The 25,660-nt window shown below is 43.6% G+C and carries 22 protein-coding genes; 15 read left to right on the plus strand and 7 right to left on the minus strand.

Annotated elements, in window-relative coordinates; all coding sequences use genetic code 11:
- Window positions 1-343: 343 nt before the first annotated feature.
- Window positions 344-1,207, minus strand: coding sequence for a phage integrase N-terminal domain-containing protein (locus tag K6Q96_RS14810; RefSeq protein WP_251876641.1), 864 nt, complete (start codon window positions 1,205-1,207; stop codon window positions 344-346).
- A gap of 606 nt (window positions 1,208-1,813) precedes the next feature.
- Complete coding sequence (locus tag K6Q96_RS14815) at window positions 1,814-2,554, minus strand: hypothetical protein (protein WP_251876642.1); 741 nt, start codon at window positions 2,552-2,554, stop codon at window positions 1,814-1,816.
- Between the two features lie 362 nt (window positions 2,555-2,916).
- Between K6Q96_RS14815 and K6Q96_RS14820 the strand changes: the two genes are divergently transcribed.
- From K6Q96_RS14820 to K6Q96_RS14860, 9 genes are all read left to right on the plus strand, one after another.
- Complete coding sequence (locus K6Q96_RS14820; protein WP_251876643.1) at window positions 2,917-3,171, plus strand: hypothetical protein; 255 nt, start codon at window positions 2,917-2,919, stop codon at window positions 3,169-3,171.
- Window positions 3,172-3,697: 526 nt separating this feature from the next.
- Window positions 3,698-4,135 (plus strand): helix-turn-helix transcriptional regulator, encoded by a 438-nt coding sequence (locus tag K6Q96_RS24935; protein ID WP_353621769.1) that lies wholly within the window; start codon window positions 3,698-3,700, stop codon window positions 4,133-4,135.
- Between the two features lie 499 nt (window positions 4,136-4,634).
- Complete coding sequence (locus tag K6Q96_RS14830; RefSeq protein WP_251876644.1) at window positions 4,635-5,381, plus strand: AlbA family DNA-binding domain-containing protein; 747 nt, start codon at window positions 4,635-4,637, stop codon at window positions 5,379-5,381.
- 140 nt (window positions 5,382-5,521) lie between these two features.
- Complete coding sequence (locus K6Q96_RS14835) at window positions 5,522-6,199, plus strand: hypothetical protein (RefSeq protein WP_251876645.1); 678 nt, start codon at window positions 5,522-5,524, stop codon at window positions 6,197-6,199.
- A gap of 580 nt (window positions 6,200-6,779) precedes the next feature.
- Window positions 6,780-7,208 (plus strand): Panacea domain-containing protein, encoded by a 429-nt coding sequence (locus K6Q96_RS14840; protein WP_251876646.1) that lies wholly within the window; start codon window positions 6,780-6,782, stop codon window positions 7,206-7,208.
- A gap of 5 nt (window positions 7,209-7,213) precedes the next feature.
- Window positions 7,214-7,633: a hypothetical protein gene (locus K6Q96_RS14845; protein ID WP_251876647.1), complete on the plus strand. Its 420-nt coding sequence runs from the start codon at window positions 7,214-7,216 to the stop codon at window positions 7,631-7,633.
- Window positions 7,634-7,959: 326 nt separating this feature from the next.
- On the plus strand, window positions 7,960-9,210 hold the full coding sequence (locus tag K6Q96_RS14850; protein ID WP_251876648.1) for a metallophosphoesterase family protein: 1,251 nt from the start codon (window positions 7,960-7,962) through the stop codon (window positions 9,208-9,210).
- Between the two features lies 1 nt (window position 9,211).
- The gene (locus tag K6Q96_RS14855; protein WP_251876649.1) at window positions 9,212-10,984 is read left to right on the plus strand and encodes an ORC-CDC6 family AAA ATPase; all 1,773 of its coding nucleotides are present in this window, start codon (window positions 9,212-9,214) and stop codon (window positions 10,982-10,984) included.
- On the plus strand, window positions 10,981-11,859 hold the full coding sequence (locus tag K6Q96_RS14860) for a transcription elongation factor GreB (protein WP_251876650.1): 879 nt from the start codon (window positions 10,981-10,983) through the stop codon (window positions 11,857-11,859). The genes K6Q96_RS14855 and K6Q96_RS14860 overlap by 4 nt, the downstream gene beginning before the upstream one ends.
- A gap of 403 nt (window positions 11,860-12,262) precedes the next feature.
- Here the strand turns inward: K6Q96_RS14860 and K6Q96_RS14865 are convergent, their stop codons facing one another.
- The 4 genes from K6Q96_RS14865 to K6Q96_RS14880 form a co-directional block, all read right to left on the minus strand.
- Complete coding sequence (locus tag K6Q96_RS14865; protein ID WP_251879653.1) at window positions 12,263-13,516, minus strand: virulence-associated E family protein; 1,254 nt, start codon at window positions 13,514-13,516, stop codon at window positions 12,263-12,265.
- 2 nt (window positions 13,517-13,518) lie between these two features.
- Window positions 13,519-13,704, minus strand: a complete 186-nt coding sequence (locus K6Q96_RS14870) for a helix-turn-helix transcriptional regulator (protein WP_062710394.1) — start codon at window positions 13,702-13,704, stop codon at window positions 13,519-13,521.
- A 110-nt stretch (window positions 13,705-13,814) separates the two neighbouring features.
- Window positions 13,815-14,642, minus strand: a complete 828-nt coding sequence (locus K6Q96_RS14875; RefSeq protein ID WP_251876651.1) for a hypothetical protein — start codon at window positions 14,640-14,642, stop codon at window positions 13,815-13,817.
- Between the two features lie 3 nt (window positions 14,643-14,645).
- Window positions 14,646-15,944, minus strand: a complete 1,299-nt coding sequence (locus K6Q96_RS14880) for a tyrosine-type recombinase/integrase (protein WP_251876652.1) — start codon at window positions 15,942-15,944, stop codon at window positions 14,646-14,648.
- A 684-nt stretch (window positions 15,945-16,628) separates the two neighbouring features.
- Between K6Q96_RS14880 and K6Q96_RS14885 the strand changes: the two genes are divergently transcribed.
- The 5 genes from K6Q96_RS14885 to K6Q96_RS14905 all read left to right on the plus strand — a co-directional run bounded on the left by K6Q96_RS14885 (window position 16,629) and on the right by K6Q96_RS14905 (window position 24,376).
- The gene (locus K6Q96_RS14885) at window positions 16,629-18,800 is read left to right on the plus strand and encodes a lipoxygenase family protein (RefSeq protein WP_251876653.1); all 2,172 of its coding nucleotides are present in this window, start codon (window positions 16,629-16,631) and stop codon (window positions 18,798-18,800) included.
- An 84-nt stretch (window positions 18,801-18,884) separates the two neighbouring features.
- Window positions 18,885-20,729: a sensor domain-containing diguanylate cyclase gene (locus K6Q96_RS14890; protein WP_251876654.1), complete on the plus strand. Its 1,845-nt coding sequence runs from the start codon at window positions 18,885-18,887 to the stop codon at window positions 20,727-20,729.
- Between the two features lie 158 nt (window positions 20,730-20,887).
- Entirely contained in the window at window positions 20,888-21,235 is a 348-nt protein-coding gene (locus K6Q96_RS14895; RefSeq protein WP_251876655.1) for a hypothetical protein, read from the plus strand.
- 398 nt (window positions 21,236-21,633) lie between these two features.
- Window positions 21,634-22,485 carry an alpha/beta fold hydrolase gene (locus K6Q96_RS14900; RefSeq protein WP_251876656.1) on the plus strand — a complete coding sequence of 284 codons (852 nt, stop codon included), beginning with the start codon at window positions 21,634-21,636 and terminating at the stop codon, window positions 22,483-22,485.
- A gap of 187 nt (window positions 22,486-22,672) precedes the next feature.
- Entirely contained in the window at window positions 22,673-24,376 is a 1,704-nt protein-coding gene (locus K6Q96_RS14905) for a glycoside hydrolase family 30 protein (RefSeq protein ID WP_251876657.1), read from the plus strand.
- A gap of 75 nt (window positions 24,377-24,451) precedes the next feature.
- Here the strand turns inward: K6Q96_RS14905 and cspE are convergent, their stop codons facing one another.
- Window positions 24,452-24,664 carry a transcription antiterminator/RNA stability regulator CspE gene (cspE, locus tag K6Q96_RS14910; protein WP_251876658.1) on the minus strand — a complete coding sequence of 71 codons (213 nt, stop codon included), beginning with the start codon at window positions 24,662-24,664 and terminating at the stop codon, window positions 24,452-24,454.
- A gap of 311 nt (window positions 24,665-24,975) precedes the next feature.
- Here cspE and K6Q96_RS14915 point away from each other — a divergent pair, with 311 nt between their 5' ends.
- Window positions 24,976-25,608: a 3'-5' exonuclease gene (locus tag K6Q96_RS14915; protein WP_251876659.1), complete on the plus strand. Its 633-nt coding sequence runs from the start codon at window positions 24,976-24,978 to the stop codon at window positions 25,606-25,608.
- Window positions 25,609-25,660: the final 52 nt, after the last annotated feature.

The raw sequence follows: 25,660 nt of genomic DNA on the forward strand, positions 1-25,660 counted from the left end.
ATAATTCTTCTCAAAGTAGACCAACAAAAAAGTAAAATAGATTAAACGTATATACTAGAAAACAACATTCACATGAAACTTAACACTTCAAACCAAAAATGTGTGACAAAACCTTCCTTTTCAGTCTCAATAGTTACTTATTTCATTTGCAATTATGTTTAAGAGCACAAAAACTCGCTTAGAACAACATCGATCTGCTTCATTCGCAACCTCATTTGGATTGATAGTTAGTGTCTCTTCCCCACTTTTATGAAGGAAACAACGAGTAAGCAAGCCCGCTGTTTCCCACATAACTTGATGCGATGACTCCATTCACATTCACAAGAGTCACCGCTGTCAAAACTCACCGCCCCAAGTAGACGGCAGTTACATCTTCTCTGGAATGGCCAAGCTCTTCTGAGATGATTAGGCGGGACTCCCTATCCTTGAGCTTCTCTTCTCGAGTAAGCTCTTTTGAGCTCTTCCCTCCCGCAGCAGGAGCGCACCGTCCTGTCAGCTCAAGGTATCGCTGTTGTGCATATGCGTGCCGAAGTCCATGACTTCTATCTAAGCCAATCTCGATGCAAGCTTTCTCGAAACGTCTCAACTGCTGCACGTACTTGAGTTCAGGGGGGATCAATGAACCTGCTCCTACCAAGTTTTTCACTTCATCGATCAGACTTCGTTGTTCTTCAGTTCGGATTGGAATGTCACGAGGCCTAGCCCCCTTGGTTTTCACGATATGGAGGTGCGTTCCTCTATCGGCATCCCTTAAGATGATTTTCATCGCTTCTTCCCGTCTAAGACCAAAGGCTTTCTGCATGCGAAGGGCCGCTTCTAAATGTGGGTCCCCAATTGCTTTCAACTGTGTTTCCGACAAGTGCCTGGCTTTACTTTTGTTCGTCACATACTGACGTTTCGCGATACCAAGACTCGTATTGCTGGCAGGCACTAGGCCAGACTTACCTATCTTCTCTGCCAGCCAGCGTATGTGGGACATGCGGTTTTTGATGGTCCCAGCTGCCTTTCCACTCTCATTCCAGTGCTTCAAAAGCTTGTCGATATGCTTTCTTTTCAGATTTCTGAGTTCCAACTTCTTCACTCCAAGCTCCCTGAGCTCTTTGTCTATAAGCTGGATGACCTTCTTACGTTCAGCTTGTGTTGCATGTGAACCGTCGCGGTTTCTTCGCAAGACCTGATTGGCCTGGCACATGAAATTGGTCGCCATGAGACCGTCTCCTTGTGAATTGATAAACAAAAAAAGCCAACGCAGGGCTGGCTTTGTCATGGCTGTTTTCGTTCGCAGTTCGTAAGGTGCAGTAGTCGTGGTACGTCGTATGATAGATAAGTGTTATTGCCCCCACTTTCTTTAAAAGTGCCTCTCGAACAAACGAGAGATATTGGGACGATGACTACTGCGCGGATAAGAATTTCCGAACAATTGAACAGCCGTGAGCCGTGAACAATTGCCAACATCCAGATGCCCGTAGGGCTTGAGGAGTCGAATGCGCTGGTTGTTTGTGGGTTCTCAGTTCGAAGTAGTCTGTGCAGCAATAGCCGCGAGGTGTTACATGTCTGATTGTTGTCTATGCATTTAAAATCATCAAGGGAGTGTGGCGCAGGGAGCGCCATGCCTTCGGCGTCATTCGCTGAGCATTCAATCTTCTTGTGCTGTAGCCCAGTAAAATTGCGGAGTAGAGGTCCTGTCACTCTTTTTTGTCAGAGTGACAGGACCTGCAGAGTTTTGGTAAGGACGTTCGCAGTGCGAACTTTTTCAGTCACCTAAAGACAAAGGGCCCACAACTGTGAGCCCTTACACTTCGGTGATCTACTCTCATTCGTAGCAGTGACACCACATCCATTTTTCACAGTTCCTTTCGCCATAAAGTGCGTAGGTCGTACCGTCATTTTCCAAAACACTGAGAACGAACTCAGGGCAAAAGCCGTCCTCCTCATGACGAGTCACTTCTACTTTCTGCAGTTCGGCACTCCCACGCTTGCAGACATAGTAGCAACCTGGCTCACGAGGAAGATCAAGTAGCCAAGCGGAGTATGGCACTTCAAGGTCTTCCTTCTCATCTAGCTCTGATATGTACTTATCAACAATGCGCCAAACCTTAGCAGATGGTTTTTTGGGCATACGGCAAGACTTGAACGGGCTATACATGAAAAGCGGGTGGCCTATGAAGCCAAAGCGATTGAAGAGCATTTCCAATCGCTCCCGAGTATCTTGCTCGGAGATGTACTCTACCCACGAATAGGTATCTGGTTTCCCTGCATCATACAATGCAAAGTTAACATCCCTGAAAGCCTTTACAGCTAAGTTATCTCTTGCCCACTTGATAGCAGTAGTTCTGGACTTGAACGATTCTTGCCATTTCCCGCAGTCAAGGATCCACTTTCCTGCACGCTTTCCGAGGGCACAAATGGCATTCTCATGGTTAGGAGCAAAGCTAGCATCCATGTCTTCCTGATGGTAACCAAACAACAGCTTTTCAAACATCATGTCACCGAAGTTGCTCTGGATGTTTTCCCAACAGTACTCTGGTACGTGCACGTATTTTTCTTGATTCATAGTGATTCCCTCATACAGTAAGGCTATATGCCTTCATGTACCGCCCGACATGGGTCTAGCGGTGGTGAACGTGACCGAGTGATGCCAGTCACATGATCAATACTGAAGGAGAATTCAAGGCAGCGGCCTTTTGCGCAGCATTTGGCTCAATTAACATGTTCACACCCCCTGCATCGCGCGTTCTTCCGTTACCACCTCATCAAAAAATGCTCTAAATGTTCGCACTGCGAACTTTAGGTCGGAGTTATGTGGGGAGCCAAAGACATGTTTCCGAGACACGACACGCAGGAAGTTCGTTACGGTTTGCCAAAAGAGGTCTGACAATCTATTGATGGGCTTTGCGATTGAGCTTAAGGAAAGGTATGAAGAGTAACGTCGAGCTTTGTGACAAGATACTAAAGGTATCAATACCCTGGATTACTGGTATCTATGTACTGGCAGTACTCTTCTTCAGAGGTTTTGAAGACACTAAGGCTTGGGGAGCCATTGCTGCAATGCTAGTGGTGGCTTCGATAGCCATGGGTGTAAAATCTTCCAGTGAACCTCTGGTCAAATGGGCAGCGATTTTCGGGATTTTGGGAACGGCTATAGGGGGTTTTATCGCTATAACCCCCTAACCTCACTCGTGAACACCGACGTTCAGTGATGCGAAGGCTTCTCATCAGTCGATGTAAACATAATAGACACCAAGCCTCATCTTCCCACCTTTGAGCTTGCCTTGCTTAATCCACTTAACCACCAAACTCTCCTGCAACCCTAAGCCAGGATAGAACTCTTGTACAAACTGGTACGGTGTTAAACGTCTCGCTATCATCTCATGCTCTCTCTTTTTCTGCCCGCACACCCAGAGTGCGACGCTATGAGATGCAGTATCCGCGATTGAGAACTGATGAGTTCTTTTGAGCAGCAGTTGCGTTTAATTAGCACTTTTGCAACACCGTATCCCCCATTCCACCGTGGTTACGCCATCTAACAAAGCTCTAAAAGTTCGCAGTGCGAACTGTTTGTTCCGTGTGGTGACATAGCCTAGCTACCGAAACCTACCTCACTTACCCCACTTTTATGTCAAAGTCTGTGTCATCGGCAAATCATGTACTGATGAATAATCTATGCTCTGAGGACACTCAAAGAGAGGTAGTCGCCATGGATTGGATGATTGGGAAACACTACAAACTGTGCGATGCAGACTGGAATGTGAGATTTGAAGGTGAGGTCACTAACGTCTCAGAGCTTGCTATTGAAATCCAGCAAAGTACAACAAGGCTTACCGTCCCTTTGGCCATCTATTCCCGGTTGATTGCAATAGAAGAAGAGCAACCAAAGAAAAGGCCGTCACCGACAAGAATTGAATTTAAGACTGAAGCTTCAATGGAAAAGTCTTCAAAACCACGCTTACTTACAGAGAAGCAAGTGGCAGAACTTATCGGGATGAGTCGCTCGTTCCTACGCCAGTCAAGGATGGAGGGACATCGGCAAAACCGAACAGAAGCACCACCTTTTATCAAGGTTGGTAGAGCGGTGAGATACAGGTATGAAGACATTGATAAGTGGATTGAGAAGCAAAAACGCAGAACTCAATAGGCCAAGGAGCCTAGTCTAGGCCAAGTCCGTTTGCCACGTCAGTTGGTCTGTTTTAAATTTACTGACATATCATTTACTTGCTGATTAAGCATACGTCCAAATAATCAATATCCTACTAGCGAAGACACCCATTTCTGGCAATGATGCTGTAAGAGAGCCTTCTCCTTTCTCCTGCCAACTCAACGCTGAATAGAGATAGGTTCTCTACCTTACCAACTAACCCAAAATTGCCCAGCTCCTTGCGGGCGAAAGCTAACGTAATCATTCTCATGTCGAGATATTTCTATAGATTTTCTAATGCTAGTCATGAGGTGTATAGAAAATACCCCGCCTTGTCGTATTCTCTCGTTCGTAATTTTAGGATGTATAATGATATTCTATTCAAAACATGCGCTTATGCTAAGTCCAAGTGTCCAGCGGATGAGCAAAGAAACCAAAGTTGGGCGCTTAATTATCCTACTTTGGGATTTAATAAATTGTTAGATATTTGAGATAAAAAATGAGTCTGCAGAAAATACAACATGAACTATTTAGACAGTTTTTCGAAAAACCTACTCGAGGCTTTTTGAAAGAGATCTTTAAAGACAATATTGGTGAAAGAGATTATCTAGATTTTAAGGCAGAGTGGCCCCAACTTGAGCAAATCTCAAAACATATTCTAGCGTTAGCAAATAGTGGAGGGGGAGCAATTATCTTTGGTGTCTCAGAAGATTCTGATGGAGAATTTGATAATAGAGGGTTAGAAAAGTTAGTCGATATGGCTGTTCTAAGTAAAACGCTTAAAAAGTTCATCCCAATCCAAGTGAAATATGACGTCTTTAACTTTGTATACGATGAATCCGAACCAAAATTAGCCGGAAAAAGGTTTCAAGTATTGCTTGTTGAGTATTCTGAAAAGCTCCTACCAGTACTTTGTTTGAAAGAAGGTAATGGACTGAAGTCTAGCGTAGTATACGTTCGGGATGGAACTCAATCTATCGTTGCAAATAGAGAGCAACTAGAGCTTCTAATAAACGCCCGAATTGAAACGGAATATTCATCAACCCCTACACTAGAGCTTGGTTATCATTTAGAACAGCTAAAAACACTGTGCGAGCAAGTTAATCTATTAGAGCAAGAAGAATTTTTTGACTCCAATCATGGACTTAGAGGTTTTTTAGATTTCGAGGGTGACAAAATATACTCTTCATTTCTATATGAAATGATTGATCACAAAAAGCAGACAATCAAAAAAATGCTGCAATAACCCAATAAATTTGAGAGCGATAAACAATAAACTTACTTTCATTTAAAGTAAGTTTATTATTTATGGTACAATGTGTTAGGTAAGGTAGGAGCGTTATTCAGACCTAAATTTGGCGTTATCACCCTGTACTAGGTAAAGGGATGAATCCAGAATTAAAAAATACGTATGAGAATATGTTAGATCTTGGGTTAGGTGCTTTAGCTCATGCTAACTGGCATGCTAATTACTACAGTCTAGAGAACCACATGTGGTCTCAGTTGTCTGTGCTTCAAGCAGCTCATGCTGCGGAAATTTTGATTAAAGCTCGTATTGCCCAAGAGCATCCACTACTTATATTTGAACAACTACCAAGATCTACCCAAGTTCAATCTAGTACTCTCGATTTTGAACACCTAGTAGAGAAGGCGAAGACTATCCAGTACTCAGACTTACCTGAGCGATTATGGGCTGCAACTGGGATAAAATTGGAAAATCCAAATATTTTTAGAAGCTTCGGTAACTTACGGAATTGTATTCAACATTTCGCTGACCCTAGAGGAAGAGATTGCGCAGAGGAAACAGTCCAGTTCATATACAAAGTCATAGACCCCTTTATCCATCAATGCTGGGGTTTATATGCCGTTGACTACAACGAAGATACTGAAAAGCACGTATACCTAATTGAAAATCTCATCAGACATGGAGTTGAGTTTCTTGTATCACGAGAAGCAGCACTCAACATGAAGTATGTGAGATTCGAGTGGACTGATAATCAAGCGTACAAGTACAAAATGTTGAAAAGGTTTGCTGAAGCTGGTTTTGACTCAAGCGGGTTATAACACCTATGTCCCCTCCCTCGACCAATAACTCCAAGCTTCCTCGGCTGCCCTGCGCAGCCAATACTCTCTCTACAACCACCTTATTCATTTGAACAATATCTACGCAGTCAAACTCCCATGCGATCGAAATCAAATCTGCTTTTATGCACTTTGTGGTACATTTACGCTAAAATTTTTAGACAATGATAGCGTGTTGCATGCTCACAAGCGAAGGGGGTAGCGACATAACATCCTGACCAAAAGAAGGTTTTCGCAATTCTACAGGGACTAAATAACTGATCCTAATAGCGCTACATCCTTGTTAGCCTTCTTAAATACAAGGCCTTACGGTAATGTTGTAACGCCACCTGTCAGCTAAAAGCGGCGCTATCTCTGCAAAGTGCCTATCAGAAGCAGAGATCTACAATTAGGAAGAGCTAATTAGTCGGGCGTCCCGTTTTATACTAAACGGGAAAGTTACCCGCTAATAAGTTGTTAAATGCTTTTAAGCACAGAATGCAGCTCGAATAAGTAGTAATGTTTGGTTGTTATACTACTGTATAGAAGTATAATCGCGCGAAAATGATAAATAGGGTTCAAAATGGCTAATATACAAGATGTTGCTAAGATGTTTGTTAGTCTTGGTGAAGAAGACGGCGTATCAAATCTGAAACTTCAAAAGTTAGCATACTATGCGCAAGGCTTTTTCCTTGCTCTGTATGGGAAGACATTGTTCGATGACGATATTGAAGCGTGGGCTCATGGCCCAGTTATCCCTACGCTATACCATGAATACAAATCTTTCGGAAAATCTCCAATAGAACTTGAATCGAGGTTCAATGCATATGTCTGCCTGACAAAACAGGAAATTGCTCATATCGAAGAGATTTATGATGTTTTTGGACAATTTAGCGCATGGAAGCTTCGTAACATGACTCATGAAGAGGCTCCTTGGGTTGCTAATGAAGCTGTAGCAAGTGTCATCTCCAAAAAAGAACTAAAAGAATACTTTGAAACTCGTGTTAGTTAAGATTTATGAGCAAGAAAAGATCAATAAACGCTCCCAAAGCAAAATCTAGCAACAAAATCTCAGCTCAAGAAGCCACACCTAATTATGACGAATGTCCTCCGATTTTTTCCTTGGAGCGCTTACAGGCAGGCACATACTGCCTCCAAGAACTCGACCAAGAGGGTAAAGCAAATTTTGCTGATGCTATATATCGGAGAAAAGATAAGCTTTGGAAAGAAATCAAACAAATGCCAAAGCATGGTCTAGGTTTTGAAAAAATTGCCCGGGTGGCGATTAAGGCTCCAATCCCTAAATTTATTACACCTGACGTAGAACACTTTTTAGCTTTTCGGTATCACGGATTAAAACCAATGGTTGGCTATCGAAAAAATGATATTTTCTACGTTCTTTGGTTTGATAATTGCTTTAGTTTATATAAGCACTAAATACTCATCTAACGAAAACCCAAAGCTAGACTCTAAAAACATCCATTGTTTTTCAAATCGTCCACCGTGATTCAGGTGGTCAATTTTAGTTCGTATAAGTATCGCTCAGGTTAACATTAAACGACGTCGCAGGCTTGGTGGAATTAAAAGTAGTAAAAATATTAGTAAGACAATCAAAACTTACATTTTGATCCACAAATACTATTTATATGTCTAGTTTCTTATCAACTGCGTTGAACTGAGAGTTTTATTATATAAATAATTCAAAAGTGATTTTTATTTCATTATAATATTGAGAGAAATATATTTAGGAAGGTGCAGGGCTAATGCCATCAAACTCACTAAAGATTGCCGTAGTAAGTGATTTACATTTTGTGAATCGTGCAAATGTTCAAGATGCAAGCTATCATTCTTGGCTAACAATTACTCCAGAGGGCAACTTAGATAATAATTTTTGGCAAAGCTTGATCGATAAAGTCAAGAAAGATGGTATCAAAGCAGATTTGTTAGTTTGTCCGGGTGATATCACTACTCATGCAGAGGGAAGCGCGCTCAAGTTTGCATGGGGAAAACTGAATGAATTAGCTGCAGCTTTAGAATGTAGCATTCTAGCAACAGCTACTGGTAATCACGACATCAATAGTCGTGGAATCGATATTGGAAACCCTATACGAGATCTTGATAAGAATCACAGCTTAACTGAGAATCTAAAACAGCTCTCGCCCCCCTATCCTCTGGTTAACATCAATCAAGTAGAATCCGAAACAGATCATATCAACCGAATCCACTATTTTGGCTCCGATTTTCTGTTTGCTCCTAACCAAGATGAATACAATCTAGTCATACTGAACAGTTGCGCTAGTCATACTAGCGACCCTATTTCGTATGAAAGGGGCTTTGTATCAAATACAACTCACCAATGGTTAGAGAGTGCTCTTAAAAGTAGTTTCGACGCAACAAATAAAAAGCTCGGTATACTTGTGTGCCACCACCATCCTATACAACATGCAGATCATGGCATCGGTACATACGATTTTATGAAAGGGGGGACGGAACTCCTCGAAATGCTAAATAGATATGGAAATTGGATCGTAATTCATGGCCATAAGCATCATGCAAAACTGTCTTATCATTCTGATGGAAGTAAAAAAACAGTAGTCTTCGCAGCAGGAACACTGTCATGCCATAAGCAAAATTTGAACGACGACTTTACAAATCAATTCTATGTCATTGATATTGACTCAAGTAAGACAAGAGGAACCCCTGAAGGAACCCTCAATGTTTACTCATGGCAAGGTAATCATTGGTCTCTCTCCAAACGAAGAAAAGACGGGGTTTTCACTGGCGTTGGTTTTGGTGACATAGGGTGTCTTGAAGAATTAGCAGAAAAAATTTCTCAAGCCGTATCCTCTGTCACAGGTACAGACTGGGGTAGTATTGTCGAACAATTCCCACAGCTTAAACATTGTGTTCCAAAGGACTTAGATCATTTAGAAAACAACCTGCAAGTTTACAATGTTGATGTAACTACCACGGCTGATGGTGAGATAGACAAACTAGAGAAATCTGAGGCATAACATGAAGTCTAAATTTGATGCATTTAATGCAAAGCACTTAAAAAGTGAAGATATTGCTAATTCATTTGTGTCTTCAAAATTGTTCTTAGAGACTGCAAAAAATGAGCACACAATACTAGTTGGTCCGAGAGGTAGCGGAAAGACAACGTTTTTACGTATGTTAAGTATCAACACCCTATCAAAGTGGCAGGGCTCAAATGAGCTAGATATCAAATATGAAGGAATTTATGTTCCTGGTGATCTTGTCTGGGGGGAGATGATTAAGTCCCTAGAGGATATTGGCTTATCACAAAACGTTTCTGAATCATTTGCCTACAGCGCGTTTTTTACCCATGTAATGCTTAATGCTGTCGACAGTATCGAGATTTCTCTAGAACGATGCCCACGCGAGCTTCTGCAAGAAAAAGAAGGCGCTATTCATGAGGCTTTCTTGGAAATTTGTGCCGTATTAAAGCTGAAACCTGAGAAAATTTCATTGTCAAGAATTAGACATGAGCTTGTAATGAAGTTAAATATCTTGGGAGAATATTCTCGCAAGCTTAGCATTGTGGGAGCAGATCAATTTGATCAAACAGAATTTGAAGAAAAAGCTCCTTTTGCATATTCTGACCTTAAGATCACTATTGAATCGGTTCTAGATTCAATAGATCGTGCATTAGCTCGCCCGGAACATCGTTGGGCTTTACTTTTAGATGAGTTCGAAATCGCCCCAAAATACTTACTTGATAAAGTAATTTCTAGCATGCGTTCAGCTGCGCAAAAAGTCATTTTTAAGGTAGCCCTTGTACCTTGCGGGTTTCACCAAGAAATTAAAACCGAAACAAGCTCAATTAATGATTATTCAATCGTCGAACTCTGGTATGTGAAAAAAGGTGAGAGCAAAGATTTTTGCACCAACCTAGTGAAATCAAAGTTCGGCATAGAAGCCCCTATGACAAAGCTAGGTTCAACCAAATTTGGATCTAGTATTAGTAATAACTCACGACATTGGCTTGTTGCCTTTGATGAATTGTTTGACAAAGACTCTAGTTTCAAAGCATTTATCCTATCAAAGAAAATTAATTACAAGAAAGAATTGTCATCAGGCAATGCTGCCTCAAGTTTAGTGCGGAAAATATCACCAATTGTAGCTTTTAGAAATGCGTTTTTAAATAAAAATGGCAAACGGAAGGGTAGAAGGTTGTTGCCTGAGTTTTATGCCGGTTGGGAAGCTATATCAGCAATTAGTGAAGGCAACCCAAGGTGGCTTCTTTCTGTTTTGAGTCCTCTAATTACGAATGCAAATAGCATTAAGATTTCAGACTCTGCCCAAGTGCAAAGAGTTGTAGACTCAACAAACTCTTATGCAGCAATGTTGAAAACATTGCCTCTTTCTAACAACATGGGGTTATCAACACAGCAACCAATTTTTGAGTTACTAGAAAAGATTGGTAACTACTTCAATTATCGAATGATAGATGAACACTTTCAGATATCATCTAGATCAACATTTACAGTTGATAAAGGTGTTCCCAAGGATGTTGAGGCGGCCTTAATGATAGCGTGGAACTATGGGGCTATCATATCTGTTGACTCTGCGAACACATTTGGTACGTATGACAGCTTACAAGGAATGAGATTTAGACTTTCATATCTATTGGCACCAAAGTTCGAGCTAAACCTCACGACTGGAGCACCTATAAACCTAAGCTCTATTCTAGCTGCAACACAGAACAACAAATGCGATAAAATTGATTTTGACCCAGCAAGCCGGCAACAGGATATGTTTCTATGAAATCAGGCTATAACATTACTAACATCCTAAATCTTGATACAACTTCTGTAGAGAGTGAGATGTTAAATAGTGATTTCATCATCACTAAACGGGGTGTTAACCGAGATGCAATAACCCACACTGGTTTGCAAGAACACCTCCATGATAAGATATTGTGTATTGACGTTGACGATATAGAGGGGTGTCTAAAACAAAATCAAGAAAATGGGCCTTCAACAAAAATATCTGTTGATATTTCTCTAATAGATAGAAAGTCACTTGCTGAACTATTTTCTATTCTTGCCAAATTAGCTATTGAACACAGTTATAAGGTAAGCATTATATATGCATTGGCAAAATATGCTCCTCCATCAGGTGAAATTCTATCAAATAATAATGTTAAGCCTGTATCTCATTTTTTCTCAGGCTGGTCAAATAGACCAGGAATGCCTGTCTTATCAATAGTCGGTCTTGGCTATGAGAGAGATAAAGCAATGGGTGCCATTGAATTCTTGGAAAGTTCAGAGGTATGCCTATACATCCCTCAATCAATCGAAGAAGACTACTTTACTGACGTAGTTACCGAAAATAGCAGCTTATTAGAGAACTTTAATAAACGTGATCAATTACTGTATCGTCTGGAGTCACCCATTGAGGCTATCTACTCATTAGATGCTGTCATAAGAGCCAATAAAAACAAGTATAAAGTTGTGTTACTTCCATTTGGGCCAAAGCTATTTTATGCATTATCACTACTAACTTGTATTCCTCATCCTGAAGTCTCAGTATGGTATGTAAGTGGTGAAAATGGTGACGGCGACTCTTCACAAGATAGGGAGGTTTCATCTCTAATTGGCTTTAAATTTTGCATTAGCAACTCTTCTATAGAAGAATAGTTTCGAAGGTACTTCTAGCATTAGAAGTGCCCTTTAAAAAATTAACAAGAGCAAACACCTTTAACTATCTCTTCCCAGGAACGCACAAAAACTGAAGCCTAAAGCTCTCATAATCATCCCAGCCCGTTATTCATAGGTGAATAACGGATCCTTTCATGTATATCATATAATGTGAGTGTTTTATTTAAACTTTTTATTTTTAAAATTAAAACTACAAAACCATACTTAAATATATCTTTATCTAAATAGAATCATTTATAGCTATAATGTTAGTTTTCCTTAAACTCATTTTTGCCCATTTTCGTGTTTCCTCAATAATGAAAAACCCAAAAAGAGCAATATTACTTATACCAAGTGGGGTAGGTGAAGTAACCTTCCCCACTTACAACACTCTTGTTCCAACTTAGACTGGGAAAAAGTAGAGGCTGTATCCATCACGCTTTTTCACTTCAATGAGCCCATCCTCTACAAGCGCTTTTAATGCTCTGCCAACACGGCCACTTTGGTTGATGGGAAAGCTCATGTTTTTACAAATATGACCAGCTGTAAGCCACTCAAACTGGGAATCTGAGCATTCTCTGGATTCGCAAATACGCTCTTTCAGCAATTCGTACCAAGGCCCTTTATCGACAAATGACTCATTGGCCTCTCCAATCAACTTCAGTTCCTCTTCAGAGAGATGCCAGCCTTCGCCGCGCTCGTACCAGTGTTTCACTTCGAGCCAAAATTGTATAAGAGACTCTGGATCTACTAGTGTAGTTCTGCCGTTGGGAGTGAACTTCCACCCAAGTATGTTGTTAACTGTTTCAATGTCTATGCGGCCTTCAATTTCAATCGATGCGTATCGGGTATTACCGGTTGCATCTTTTAGGAAGTCAGCTCGGTTTACTGTTCCAATGAAATTGGTCTGGCGAGGCTTATGGATATCCGAACGCCCAAATGGAGGTCGAATAGTATCCATCCCCTTAGTAATAAAAGCCTTCAGTGCACCCTGGCTGTGCTTTGTCGTGGTTTCCAACTCTCCGAGCTCTACAATCCAAGCCCGAATGCACGTTAGTACCTGATCTTTATTGTGAGGGTTTAGCTCTGCACCTTCGAGGAATCCGTGGTCAACGACACTTGCAAGTCTTTGGATGAATGCCGTTTTAACGCTAGATTGCTCACCCTTTATTGTAGGAATCAGCTTACTTTTAAAACCGGGCTCATAAACAGAAGCAATACAGCCAACAAGCCACCGAGTTAAAGCAATCTTAGCGACTATTGGATTCGTTGCCGGTAAACACTGAATGACCTCATTGACCCGACATACCCCATCCCACTTTTTTGCTGCTAAAAGACGCTGAACGGGGTGATAGTCGTTTTCTCTAGCTACTGTGATGAGGTGATCATCGATACCCTGTTTTGGAAAACCTGTTATGGAAGAAACGCTGATGAGCTTACTTCTGAGCTCATCTTCTTTGAAAATAATATTTTTATGATGAACTTCGACGCGATACGTCATTAAGTTGAATGCCGCTTTAAATCCCACAAAGTGAAGTAAGGCAGAGAGGTTTTCCGCTGTATTCTGTATTCGCTTCTGCCCTCCTCGCTCACTGACATGCGGAAAATCTGGCAACTCGGGACTAGGTGGCGTCTTTTGTTCATTAATCCGTTTCATCACTAATCCACTCCTTGCTCTTCCAACCAAGCCTGAAAGACGGATGCTTTCCAGCCAAGGCAACGACCATTAAATTGGATAGGTTTAGGGAAACGTTTCTCTTTTGCCCACCAACGCCAAATCGTTTTGGGGTCACGGTTGAGAGCAGCAGACACTTCTTGCAGTGACATAATTCTATCTTGCGGCATGGTAACCTCCTCGAAGCAGTTGTTGCCGTTAACTAAGGAGGTTGCCGGTTAGCAGTTCTAAGCTCACGAAAGATAAATAACTTTCGGAGAAAGTTATTTATCTTTCTACTTCAGTTGCTTTTGAACCAATTAGCGATTGTTTTCTCACAAGGAAGGTCATCATAGGGAGTATTAGTTTTATTGAAATGCTCTTGGATGGCAGCAAGTGCGATAGAGGGCTTATTGATGACACCTTCACCCAACTCAGGAATACTCATCACCAGGGCTTTTATCATTGCAACTTGCTTTGGTTCAGTGCGTGGTTTCCTTTGTTTTTTTGGTTCACCATAGGCTTGGTAATAGACCTCACTCACCGTTCTGCCTTCGAGAGTCGCCTGCTTAATAAGCAGTAAGTCTTCGCGAGAGATAAGCCATTCTTTAAGACAGCGGGGCTGTTCGACTGTCGCTTTGATTTGAAGGACATCATCAACGTCAGGCGGTAATTCAGCCAATACACATAGCGGTTTGCCTTCCTTTCCAACAAACTTGAATTCTTCATCAGCCTCCAGCCGCCAACTTCCTGCTATCTCACCAACACAAGATACTTTCCACCCCGTTTGCTCAGGGAAAAAGCTCAACTCAGCCAAATCCGAGAACTCAGTGATTTCGTTAATGCTATCCACTTTGATATCACAAGAAATAAAGTCGTCTACCCGATGCCCATCTGTAGCGACGGACAACTTATCGACAAGAGTTTTGTTGCTAGTGACTATCTCAATGTTTTCTGAGAGAAGGGAGATCTTTGGCGGTACAAACAGCGAAACCTCCCCCATTTTGATGAGGTGCTCAATATCCCATTCTTCCACTCCGTATGGTTTGAAAAGAGATACAGCTCTAGAAACATCCGCATATTCGATAGGCGGAAAAGCGCGCGCAAAGGCACTTGTCTGATTTTCCAAATTTTACCCCCTAAGTGGCACAACATTAGAATCATCTTGGTCGACACCCAGCAGGCGTACTTCCCATGCTTCAAGCGCACGCCTTTTCTCTGATAAATAGTCATATCTATCATAGTGTTTTGAGCTGACATCGTTCATAGCATGGTTCTGAATTCGGTCTCTCAACTCTTTACTGATACCTATCTCCCCCATCAAAGTCTTGCATGTTCGACGCAAGTCCCTCGGAATAAAGTGCTCAAAGTGGGGATGGTCTTCTCTGTATCTGGCAATCACCTGACTCAGCGAGTCCAAACGGATATGTTTAGAAAGGTCTCGGGTATGGGGAAAGATGTAGGGATTACCTTCTGAATAACTCTTAATTTGCCTGAAAAGATCCATCGCTGTATCCGTCAAAGGCAATAGATGGTCTCGTTTGTTTTTGGAAACATCGGCTACAACTAAGAGTGTTTTTTCTTCCCAGTTTATCGCTTCCCATTTGGATGCCGCCAGCTCATAAGGACGTTGGCCGCCAGTGTGAATACACAGTAAAAGTAGCGCTCTCATCACCGGGCTAGCTCTAACACCCTCGACTTCATGCTCAATATCATGCATGAACTCTCTTAGCTCTGGGTAAGAAAGGAACCGCTGCCCCACACGCTCTGCACTTTTTTGAATTCTAACCAGAGACACTGGGTTGGATAACAAAGCAAACTTGCTATGTTTTTGGTAATTTGCAGGGTCATAATCATGATTTAGACCATGATTAAATGCAGCATGAAGGTAGCTGCGAACACGGTTACACTGTGTCAGCGCACCTCTGTTAACCATGTGCGATAAAGCCCAAATGAGATCTTTAGTAGTGACATCGCAAGCTTTCGTCTCAGGAGGGATAAAAGGATACACTTCCTTTTCCAGGGCACGGTATACACTCTGGTGAGTTCGCTTCCCGTCTTTTTTCATTTGAGCCACATAGCTTTTGAACAATTCTTCTATCGAGCCCTTAGCTTGTTGTTCTTCAATCTCTTTTTGTTTCTGGCGTTCTTGCCTCTCCAGTTCGCTTTTAGGATCCATGCCCTGCATGAGCATGTCAGAAAAACGTTCAATTCTTTCTCTGGCATCAGATAGGCTAACTTTGGGAAAGTCACCGATAGAAATAAATACAGGCTTGCCGTCACGATAGTATCGGTAAACAAACGTTTTCCTGCCTCCTGGATAGACTTTCAGACCAAGTCTTCCTGTGCCTCTCGTCCTTGTATTGTCCCAAACATAATATGCATTTTTCTTCGGCTTCAGCCCAGCAAGCTCACGTTGCGTCACAGTCATACTCAACCCTTCCTTAACTACATCAACTCTGATTATAGATAAATTACAGGTCATGTTATGCCATCACCTGATGTCACCTAATGAGACATGACAGTATGAGCGAAAATATTATTTATCAATATATAACATATATATATGTCGAAATGAGATGTGGTGAGATGAAATGAGATGTCTAATAATCATGACTCATAATCGATTGGTCTCCAGTTCAAAAATACTCATTATAAGCTAAACCTTTCGCATAATTTTCAACATGAAGGAGAAAGATCAGTAGGTGCGAAGCAGGAATGCGGTAAAGCATATTTCTGCCTCTGTACATAACGCCAAGCTTAACCCCAAAACTCACAAAGTCTGGGTTAGTTTTCAGCGCTAGTGATGTTTGGCGTGATGTATTCCAATTTCAGGCAGCGGAAGCGTCAGGTAGGTTCAAATCCATATCCCTCCCCTCTGACTCTAAGAACAGTGTGGCCAAATGTAACAGCGATTTACTCTTTCAATTTTATGAAATTACCGCCGCAAATGTTGCTGTTTGTGCAGTGTGCCTGAATTTGCGCGCATGAACCTCTAGTGATGGTTTTATTATTTTCTGTTTCGTATATAAGACCAATGAAACAAAAGCGAATCATAGTTTCGTTTGAAAAGATGTATCCCAAGGAGATTGGGAAAAGCAAGCAAGGAAAGAACATGCAACCTAAAACCTCCTCTATGCCTCCATCACTTCCCCAAACTCTTTCTCAGAAAGCTATTCAGGATAGAGCGTTTCAGGTATCGGTATCACAAGCGTCATATAACTATATGTTCAGCTATATTGAGCCGTTATCCCTATCTGCAGGGCTGCCTAAAGGAGAGGAGTTTACGCTCGAGTATGAAGCGAAAGTTACTAAGGTCTTTTTACCCTTGCTGGAAAACTTCACCAAGGTTGTTGTGTCTTTGCTTGAGCGGGAGCTGCAGGACGATTTAACCGGTGATGTCTCAGAGGCGATCAAAGAGGTTAACGATGCCTACCAGGCGTTAAAATCGCCAAGCTCCCCGCTGGCTATGATTGAAGATGCTGCGGCAACCAAGGCGTTGCTCGAGGCGCTGGCTGAGGTACCCAATGCTATTAGAGGGACGCTTCAAGACCTTTCTCACTTACCCAAAGATTTCGTGCGTATTGTTGAAGGGCTGACGAAAGTCACCAAGCAATTTGAGTCAGAGGGTTTTACGGCATTTCTTAAAGACACGCTTTACTACACCTTGAATGACGAGAGTGGGTCTCAGTATCTCAAACCGAAAGGACTGGCAGATTACGAGTTGCTGTTTAACACCTTGCCGACACCTCAAGCCTTGAATGTCGAGCGCAAAGCATGGATGCCGCAAGATGATTTACCGATTTGTCTGCAAGATTGGTACTTTGGCTACATGCAAATTGCGGGGTTCAATACCACTAACCTCAAAGGTGTCAGAACGAAGAAAGAAGCGCATGAGAATGTGTATTTACTGGCTGAGCTTTTGGAAAAAATGCCCGTTAGTGATGACACCTTGCAGCAAGTGAGCGGCAATAATACGTTAACGCTTACTGAAGCCGCCAATAAAGGCTTATTGTACGTTTGCGATTATGCCATGTTTGAAGGCAAGAAAGGCGCTCCTTTACATGGTCTACACCGTTACCCTGAAGCGCCAATTGCGCTGTTTTATTGGAATGCGTCGCCACCACACGGCTACCCGACTGACGGTGCCATGCAACCTATCGCCATTCAATTAGGGCAGCATTTTGATGCCGACACCACGCCGATTTTTACGCCAAATGACTGCACCAATAATAATGATGTGGATGGCGCAAAATGGCTGCTGGCAAAAATGGTGGTTCAGAACGCCTGTACGATTGAGCATGAAACCGTGGCGCATTTAGGCGCGTGCCATTTGGTGATTGAACCCATTGTTGTCGCCAGCCATCGACAGTTGCCACAAACACACCCGCTGATGGTGCTATTGAAGCCTCATTTCCGATTTACCTTGGACATTAACCATGGCGCTTACACCAGCTTGATGGTGCCAGGCGGCGTTGTAGCCTCCGTGATTTCAACCTCACATCAGGAAACCGCAGAAATACTGGTAGACGCTTATGAAAAGCGCCGGTTTGATGACCAGTATCCAGACAAGATCTTCCATCAACGTGGTGTCTCAAGCGACTCATTACCGTCTTTCCCATTCAGGGAAGATACCCTCGACCTTTGGGCGGCGATTCAGCAATTCGTGACGGATTACCTGTCGCTTTACTACGAGGGCGAAACGGCGGAAGCACGCAATAAAACGGTGTTGGATGATTTTGAACTGCAAGCCTGGGTAAATGAGCTGGTTAATCCAAAACGCGCCGCAGTGAGGGGCTTAGATGGCTTAACGGCAACGAATGATGAAAAGAGCCCAGTACAAATCGACAGTTTTGATTATCTCTGCCGTGTCGTTGCGCAAATCATTTATACCGCAAGTGCCCAACATGCTTCTGTGAACTATGCGCAGTACCCGCTGATGTCTTATATCCCAGGAGCAAGCGGAACGCTTTATAAGCCAATGCCAGGACGCAGTGAAATACTTGCTCAGGAAGACGTGGTTGATTGGCTTCCACCTTTGGATGTGGCGCTGTATCAAACCTCATTCGCCTACCTGTTAGCTGGCGTGCAATATGACACCCTTGGTCACTATACGGATGACCCAAGAAACCAATATTTCAACGACAAACGTGTGGCACCGATACTGGCTCAGTTCCACATGAACTTAAACAGAATCGAAGCCGATATTCATGAGCGCAATGCCTCACGACCTATGCCGTATGTGATGCAACTGCCTTCTTTGATACCGAATAGCATCAGTATTTAATCATTGGCAGTTCCCTGCTGGGTATCCGGCAATGCTTGGCAGGGAGTGACAGTGATAAGCCCATTAACTCAGGAATATAAATGCATGTGGCAACGTCGGATTAATCACTTTTTATCACTGGTTTTTTCCGTCCTGTTTATCACTTTCAGTATCTCTGGTTTTGCTTCTGCAGAAACGACCATTGATTTGTCACAGTGGGAAAGCGGAGGGTCGACGGTTGATAAATTCCGTTTTATCGATGATCCCTCGTATGAGTTAACCATTGATGATGTTGTGCCCATCACAGACTGGCAGCGCCCCGAAAAAGGCGAAGTTAACCGAGGATTTTCGACGCTTCCAACTTGGATAACATTTCAGTTATCTAATCCTGAGCCCGTCAGTAAAAAGATCATTGTGGAGTATGTGGAGCCGTCCGTAGATACCATCAATTTCTACTTCCGCTTGAAGGGTAGTGACGGCACATTCACGCATCAACGCTTTGTTTACACTCAGCCCACAGACTCGCGGCCAGTGTCTTTTTACAGGCCTGCATTCTCTGTCGAAGTCCCGCCTGAATCAGAGGTTGAGGTTTACTACCGCCTCTTTCAGGGAAGTGAATTCCCTATGCACAAGTTTGACTCGATGCGTATCTGGGAAGAGTCTGATTTTTACCACTCTACACATGTAGAGTTGTCTCTATTGGTGATTTTGTTATGTGTTGAAATTGCTATGGGTCTGTCTACCCTGCTCGCCTATTTCGCCACAAAGGACCGTCTTTATCTTTATTACACCGCTTTTGCATTTTCAGCAGCGTCGCTTTTTGCCGCATTCAGTGGAGTATGGAGCTATTTAATCGCATCACAGCACTATGAGTTATGGATGGTGGTGCTTCAGATAAATATTTGCCAACTCTCCGCCATTCTTTTTGTCCGTCACTTTTTGAATGTGCCGGAGCACTTACCACGTGTTGATAAAATCATGCTGGCAGTGGTGGCAGTGGTGGCGGTCGGCGTGGTGCTTAACCTCTTTGGTAAGCCTTACCTTTCCCGAATCATCATTGATTTTACGGCGATTGGAGCTTTCTTCCTGATCCCACTTGGCATCTATGCGCACAAGAAGAAAGTGCCACACGCACTTCTGTTTTCAGGAAGTTGGGTCTTCTTTGCCATTGGTATGGCACTCGCCTCGGCAAGGCTCAGAGGATACATCGCAGATAGCGCTTTCGCTGAGTGGCTGATTTATTTTGGTGGTCTGATTGAAGTCATCCTGCTGACCACGGTCATGATCCTTCGATTCAAGCACATGCAACGAGAAAAGCAGCGCATTGAAGCAGAGCACTGGCAACATCTGGAAAATGCTGCGCACGTGCTGGAAGAAAGGGTTAAAGAGCAAACCAAGCAGCTATATGAAGCCAAAGCGCTTGCCGAAAAAGAAGCCCGCACCGATTTGCTGACAGGGCTACCGAATAGACGTTCTTTCTTTGAAGGCGCACAGCAATTCATTGAGCGGGCCAAACGAAACACCTCGCCAAATTTGCGCCTGCTAATGATCGATATTGATCACTTCAAAAAGGTGAATGACACATACAGTCATGCCTGTGGAGACGCCGTTCTTCGACATGTCGGCAAGGTGTTAAACCAATCACTGCGAAAAACCGATCTCCTCTCGCGTCTCGGAGGAGAAGAGTTTGCTGTGATCATGGAAAACACACCGGGAGAGGCCGCTCAGAGAATGACAGAACGCTTGCTTTCAGCCGTAGAAGATTCGGATATCGAGTTCGAAGGCCAATTTGTTCGCGTCACCATTTCTGTCGGTATGGCCACTTGGCATCCCACTCAAAATCTCGACCAATTGCTGCAAAATGCTGACCATGCGTTATACCAAGCCAAACGAGAAGGCCGTAATCGCATAGTCTACGCACCTAGGAAAAACGAAGTGCCACTGCTGTAAATGCGGTGGCATGCCTTTCATTTTCAACACGCCATTCTTTAATCCCCTTGTGCCAAATCGCACAAAGTTTAACCAAATCAAGTTTCTAATCCGTAAATATCACTACACTGAAAAAATGGCTTAAGTTGGATTAGTCCTCAAAACCCAAGGGGAAAGGTATGCTCGATAGGCTGGATTGTCTTCACAAATTGCTCCCTAGCGGCAGCAAGCACAGTGTTGTGCCTATGTATATGTTCGCCAATGATACAGGGCTGCCGGTGGTGCTTCGCCTCAATATTCGTGGCGGTGATAAGTCGCTGCCAATTATGGTGGTCGCGTTTGATATCGATACCCTTGCTAAGTCAGTGCATTGCGAGATTCAGTACCCCAGAGAAAAGGTTAACTTTAAGCTCTATGGACAACTAACCTCCTCCCGTTTTCACATCGGCACCCACGAGATCACAGGGTGGGAATCGCTGGAAAAGCTGGCGATTGAGTGGCTAAAATCTCTGGAAACTACGACCTAGAAGATTGCGGTAGAAAGCCCCTTTGATGGGTAGTTTGAGTGAGCCCAAACGTCTCATTTTCAAGAGTATCCCCAGAAATATGAACAACTATCGTGAAAAAGGAAGCTTCACGTCTTAGGCCTCACTCTAAGTGCCTGAGTTCACTAATACACTTTAAACTTGGCCTCATCTACCAAACTCACTTTACACATCATATTGTTAATGACTCCTGCCATAAGCCCTGAATGAAGCCTCGCATTCAAAGCCCTCTTCAATCGGTGTTGTAAAAACTTTTTCTATTTTCACGACAAAGAAATAGTCAGTCGGATACTCACAACATAGCGATTAAAAAAGAGAAAGCGAGACGCGACATCCCCTTTGGGTTCACTGAGTTAACTCTATTTGAAAGGAGTAGAAATATGAGTTTTCAACCACGTTTCAACACCAACATCGTAAAACCCGTCACCATTACAATGGCCTTGTTATCTGCCGCATGTTCTTCTGACTCTTTGACTTCAGAAACCGCGCCTGCACCGGACAATTTCACTATGATTCATTCGGCTTGGCTTGGGGGCTTCCAATGGCAAGGTGTTCAAGAGCAAGTCTCAAAACAACAATCCGCCACCTTCAATACTCCAGACATGCCAGGGCATGGAGCAGATAAAACTAAACCAGCAGACATTACTTTCGAGGACTATGTCAAAACAGTAACGGATATCTTGGATAAACAAGATAATAAGACCATTTTGGTTGGCCACAGTTTCGGAGGGATGATTGCCAGCCAAGTCGCCGAAGCGCGCCCTGATAAAGTCAGTGCTTTGGTTTACCTATGCGCGTTCATGCTGCCTGATGGGGTCTCTTTTATGGATGCCACGCAAGGCGTTCAGGGCTCTGCCGTGCTGGATAACCTTTTCTTTAACGAAGATAACACAGCCGTTGGTATCAAAGAGTCCGAAATCCATCATGCCTTTGCCCATGATTTACCTGCAGAGGCCGTTGAAGGTGCAAAAGCGTCTATGGTGATGGAGCCAACAGCACCGCTTACTTACAAGCTGTCACTGACAGAGGAAAACTATGGCAGCATTCCCCGCTATTACGTGAAATGCTCTGAAGACAATGCTATTCCACCAGCCGTTCAGGACGCGATGATTCAAGGGCAACCCGTTAAAGGTACTTTCACCCTTGATTCAAGTCATGCTGTGATTTTCTCTGATCCAAAAGGTGTGGCTGATGCATTAGTTGAAATCGCGAATGCCGAGCGAAGCGAATAACAACCTTCGTTCATCTGCTCAGTTTTGGACTGTCGGGAATGTATTGATTACAAGAAAAACAAAACAGTAAACCTGGGCTCTGGTTACATTAGAAGATCAGAACGGGTATATGTAGAAAGCCGCGCAGCAGGGACTAATGTGCGGCTTTTTATTTGAAACCAATCATTCCCACTGTGGAGCAAAGAACATGGAAGTGAGAGCAGTCGCTGCAGCGCTTGTTGCGTTGTCTTCGGCAATGCTGCTTTCCTGCACTTCTGATAAAGACAGGGAGCAAGCATTGAGTAATAACAAGAATTTTGGCTTAACCTCGACAAGTGAAATCCTGCTGACCAGCGAAGCGGGCGACAAAATGTCGGCGATGCCAAACCAGTCCTTCACCACTGAACGCGTAAACGGCACACAAGTCGTCATCCAACCGGATATTACCAAACAAACCATTACAGGGATCGGTACGTCTTTCACCGAATCTGCTGCGTTTGTATTGGCTCACCTTCCGCCAGAAAAGCGCATTGAGGTTATGAATAATCTCTATGGCGAGTCAGGCGCAAACTTCTCGCTGACCCGCACGCCGATTGGCTCGACTGACTTTTCTGTGGAAGGAAAGCTCGGCTATGCCGAAGTCGAAGGTGATGCAGCGCTTGAGCATTTTACTATCGCACCAGACAGCGATGGCTTTTCGAAAGCCAAGTACCCGGGCATTCAGGATGAATCGTTCGACGTGCTGCCGATGATCAAAGAAGCAAAGTCGATCAAAGCAAAACAAGGCGACGGCACCCTTAACATCATCGCTTCTGCCTGGACTGCGCCGCCTTGGATGAAGGACATCAATACCTGGTTTATCAAAGGCTCAGAAGAGAACGATTGGGAAGGCACAGGCGGATCGCTCAAACCGGAATATGAATCCACTTATGCGAATTATCTGGTGAAATACCTTGAGCATTACAAGGAGGCCGGTGTTGATATCTGGGGCTTAACACCAGTTAATGAACCGCACGGCAACAGCGGCAACTGGGAGAGCATGCACTTTACTGCGGAGAGCCAGAATACCTTCATCAAAGAGTTTCTTGGTCCGGCTTTAAAAGAAAGCGCTTTCAGCGATACTCGATTGCTGATCTATGATCAAAACCGTGATCATCTGGAACATTGGACGGATGTGATCCTGGGCGATCCCGACACCGCGCCGTATGTTTATGGCTCAGCCGTTCACTGGTATTCCAGCACGGTCGATGTGTACGAAAAAGTGCTGGAGAAGGTACACAACAAGTTCCCGGATTTCGCCATCATCCATACCGAAGGCACAATTGACGATCTCGGCAAGCCTGCGCCGAAAGGCATTTTGGATCCGGTGAAATTTCAGGAGTCCGGCTGGTTTGATAACGACGAGTTCTGGTGGAATGAAAACGCGACCGATTGGGCATACACCGCCACCTGGGCGCCAAATCCAGAAAACCACCCTATCTACACCCCAGTGCATCGCTACGCGCGTGACATTATTGTCAGCCTGAATCACTGGATGAACGGTTGGGTAGATTGGAATGCAGTATTAGATGCCAAAGGCGGCCCTAACCATGCCGGAAATTTCTGTGGTGCGCCGATCATGATTGATACGGAAACGGGCTATGTCTACTACACACCGATTTACGATGTGTTAGCACAGTTCAGCCGCACGATTCGTCCCGGTGATAAAGCCGTCAAAACCGATACCTTGTTAGGCGGATTGGAACAGGATGATTTGCATGCCAGTGCAACGCTGAATGAATCAGGATTGCTGAGTGTGCAACTGCTGAACACGACCAAGAAGCCGATACAATTTGATTTGGTGATTGGTGCGCAGAGTGCGCTGATAACCCTGCCAGCGAATGCGTTGCAAACGGTGAGGGTTCAACTTTAAGGGCCATAGCCTGAGGAAAAAAGGCGGGAAGTAAAACTGCGCAATATACCGAGTATTGCGCAGTCTCTCGCTGAATTACAGCGCTTCTACGTTAGTCGCTTGAGGACCTTTTTGGCCTTGCTCAACGTTAAAACGTACGTTCTGACCTTCAGCCAGAGTTTTGAAACCGTCAGAAACGATTGCACGGAAGTGAACGAATACGTCCTTGCCACCGTTGTCTTGAGTAATGAAGCCAAAACCTTTAGTTTCGTCGAACCATTTTACCAGACCAGTCGATTTATCAGACATAGTAACCTCTAATTTGTTTTTAAATGAGTGTGTTAACGACAGGCTAAACGCTGACGTTGAACAGTAAGGCTGTATGGAAAGCTATTGAATGGTCGATGAAGCACAAGTTGACGCAGGGTATTAACGAAGACTATCGAGAAGTCGCTGAGCAGAAACTTAAACTAGATTTGGCATTAACAGCTCTTTCTGAGCCAGGCGAGAACTATACAGTGTGTCGGTTAAATAGCGAGCTTTATTTTCAATTTTCCCGCATATCGTCGTTTCCCTGTATACTCCTCCCCTCTGCATTATCTCGCTTTGGAACCCTCTAGATGCCATCCACATCCGCTAATACCGTTGTCGTACTCGACTTCGAAACCACAGGTTTATCACCTAACATGGGCGATCGCGCCATTGAAATCGGTGCGGTAAAGCTGGTTGACGGTGAGGTAGTCGACACCTTTCAGGAATTGATGAACCCAGGCTTTCGCGTCAGCAGTTTTATCGAAGGGTACACAGGCATCACTAACAATATGCTTCGCACCGCATCAGGTTGCGAAGGTGTCATGAGTCGCTTTGCTGAGTTTATCGCTGGCTTTAATCTTGTGGCTCACAACGCCTCTTTCGATAAGCGTTTTTTGGATGCGGAGTTAGCGCGTTTTCATGCAGGATATTCCGGTCAGTTTACTTGCTCAATGCTGATTGCCCGCCGCCTGATTCAAGACTCCCCTACCCATAAACTTGGCGATCTCGTGCATTTTAAGGGCATTGCCAATGATGGCGTTTTCCACCGCGCTTTGGCGGATGCTGAAATGACAGCAAGGCTCTGGCTTCTGATGCTGGATGAACTGGATCAGCAAGGTATCGCTAATCCTACCTTTGCAATGATGCAAACTATCAGCAGAACCAGCAAACAGGCTTTGCCTGCTTTTTTTAACAAGCAACGCAGTAAAGCCAGCCTTTAATATCAATTACTTAGACACCCATTATGCGACATGTTGGTGCAACTGGATTTAC

The sequence above is a fragment of the Grimontia kaedaensis genome, from assembly GCF_023746615.1.
Taxonomy (GTDB): domain Bacteria; phylum Pseudomonadota; class Gammaproteobacteria; order Enterobacterales; family Vibrionaceae; genus Enterovibrio; species Enterovibrio kaedaensis.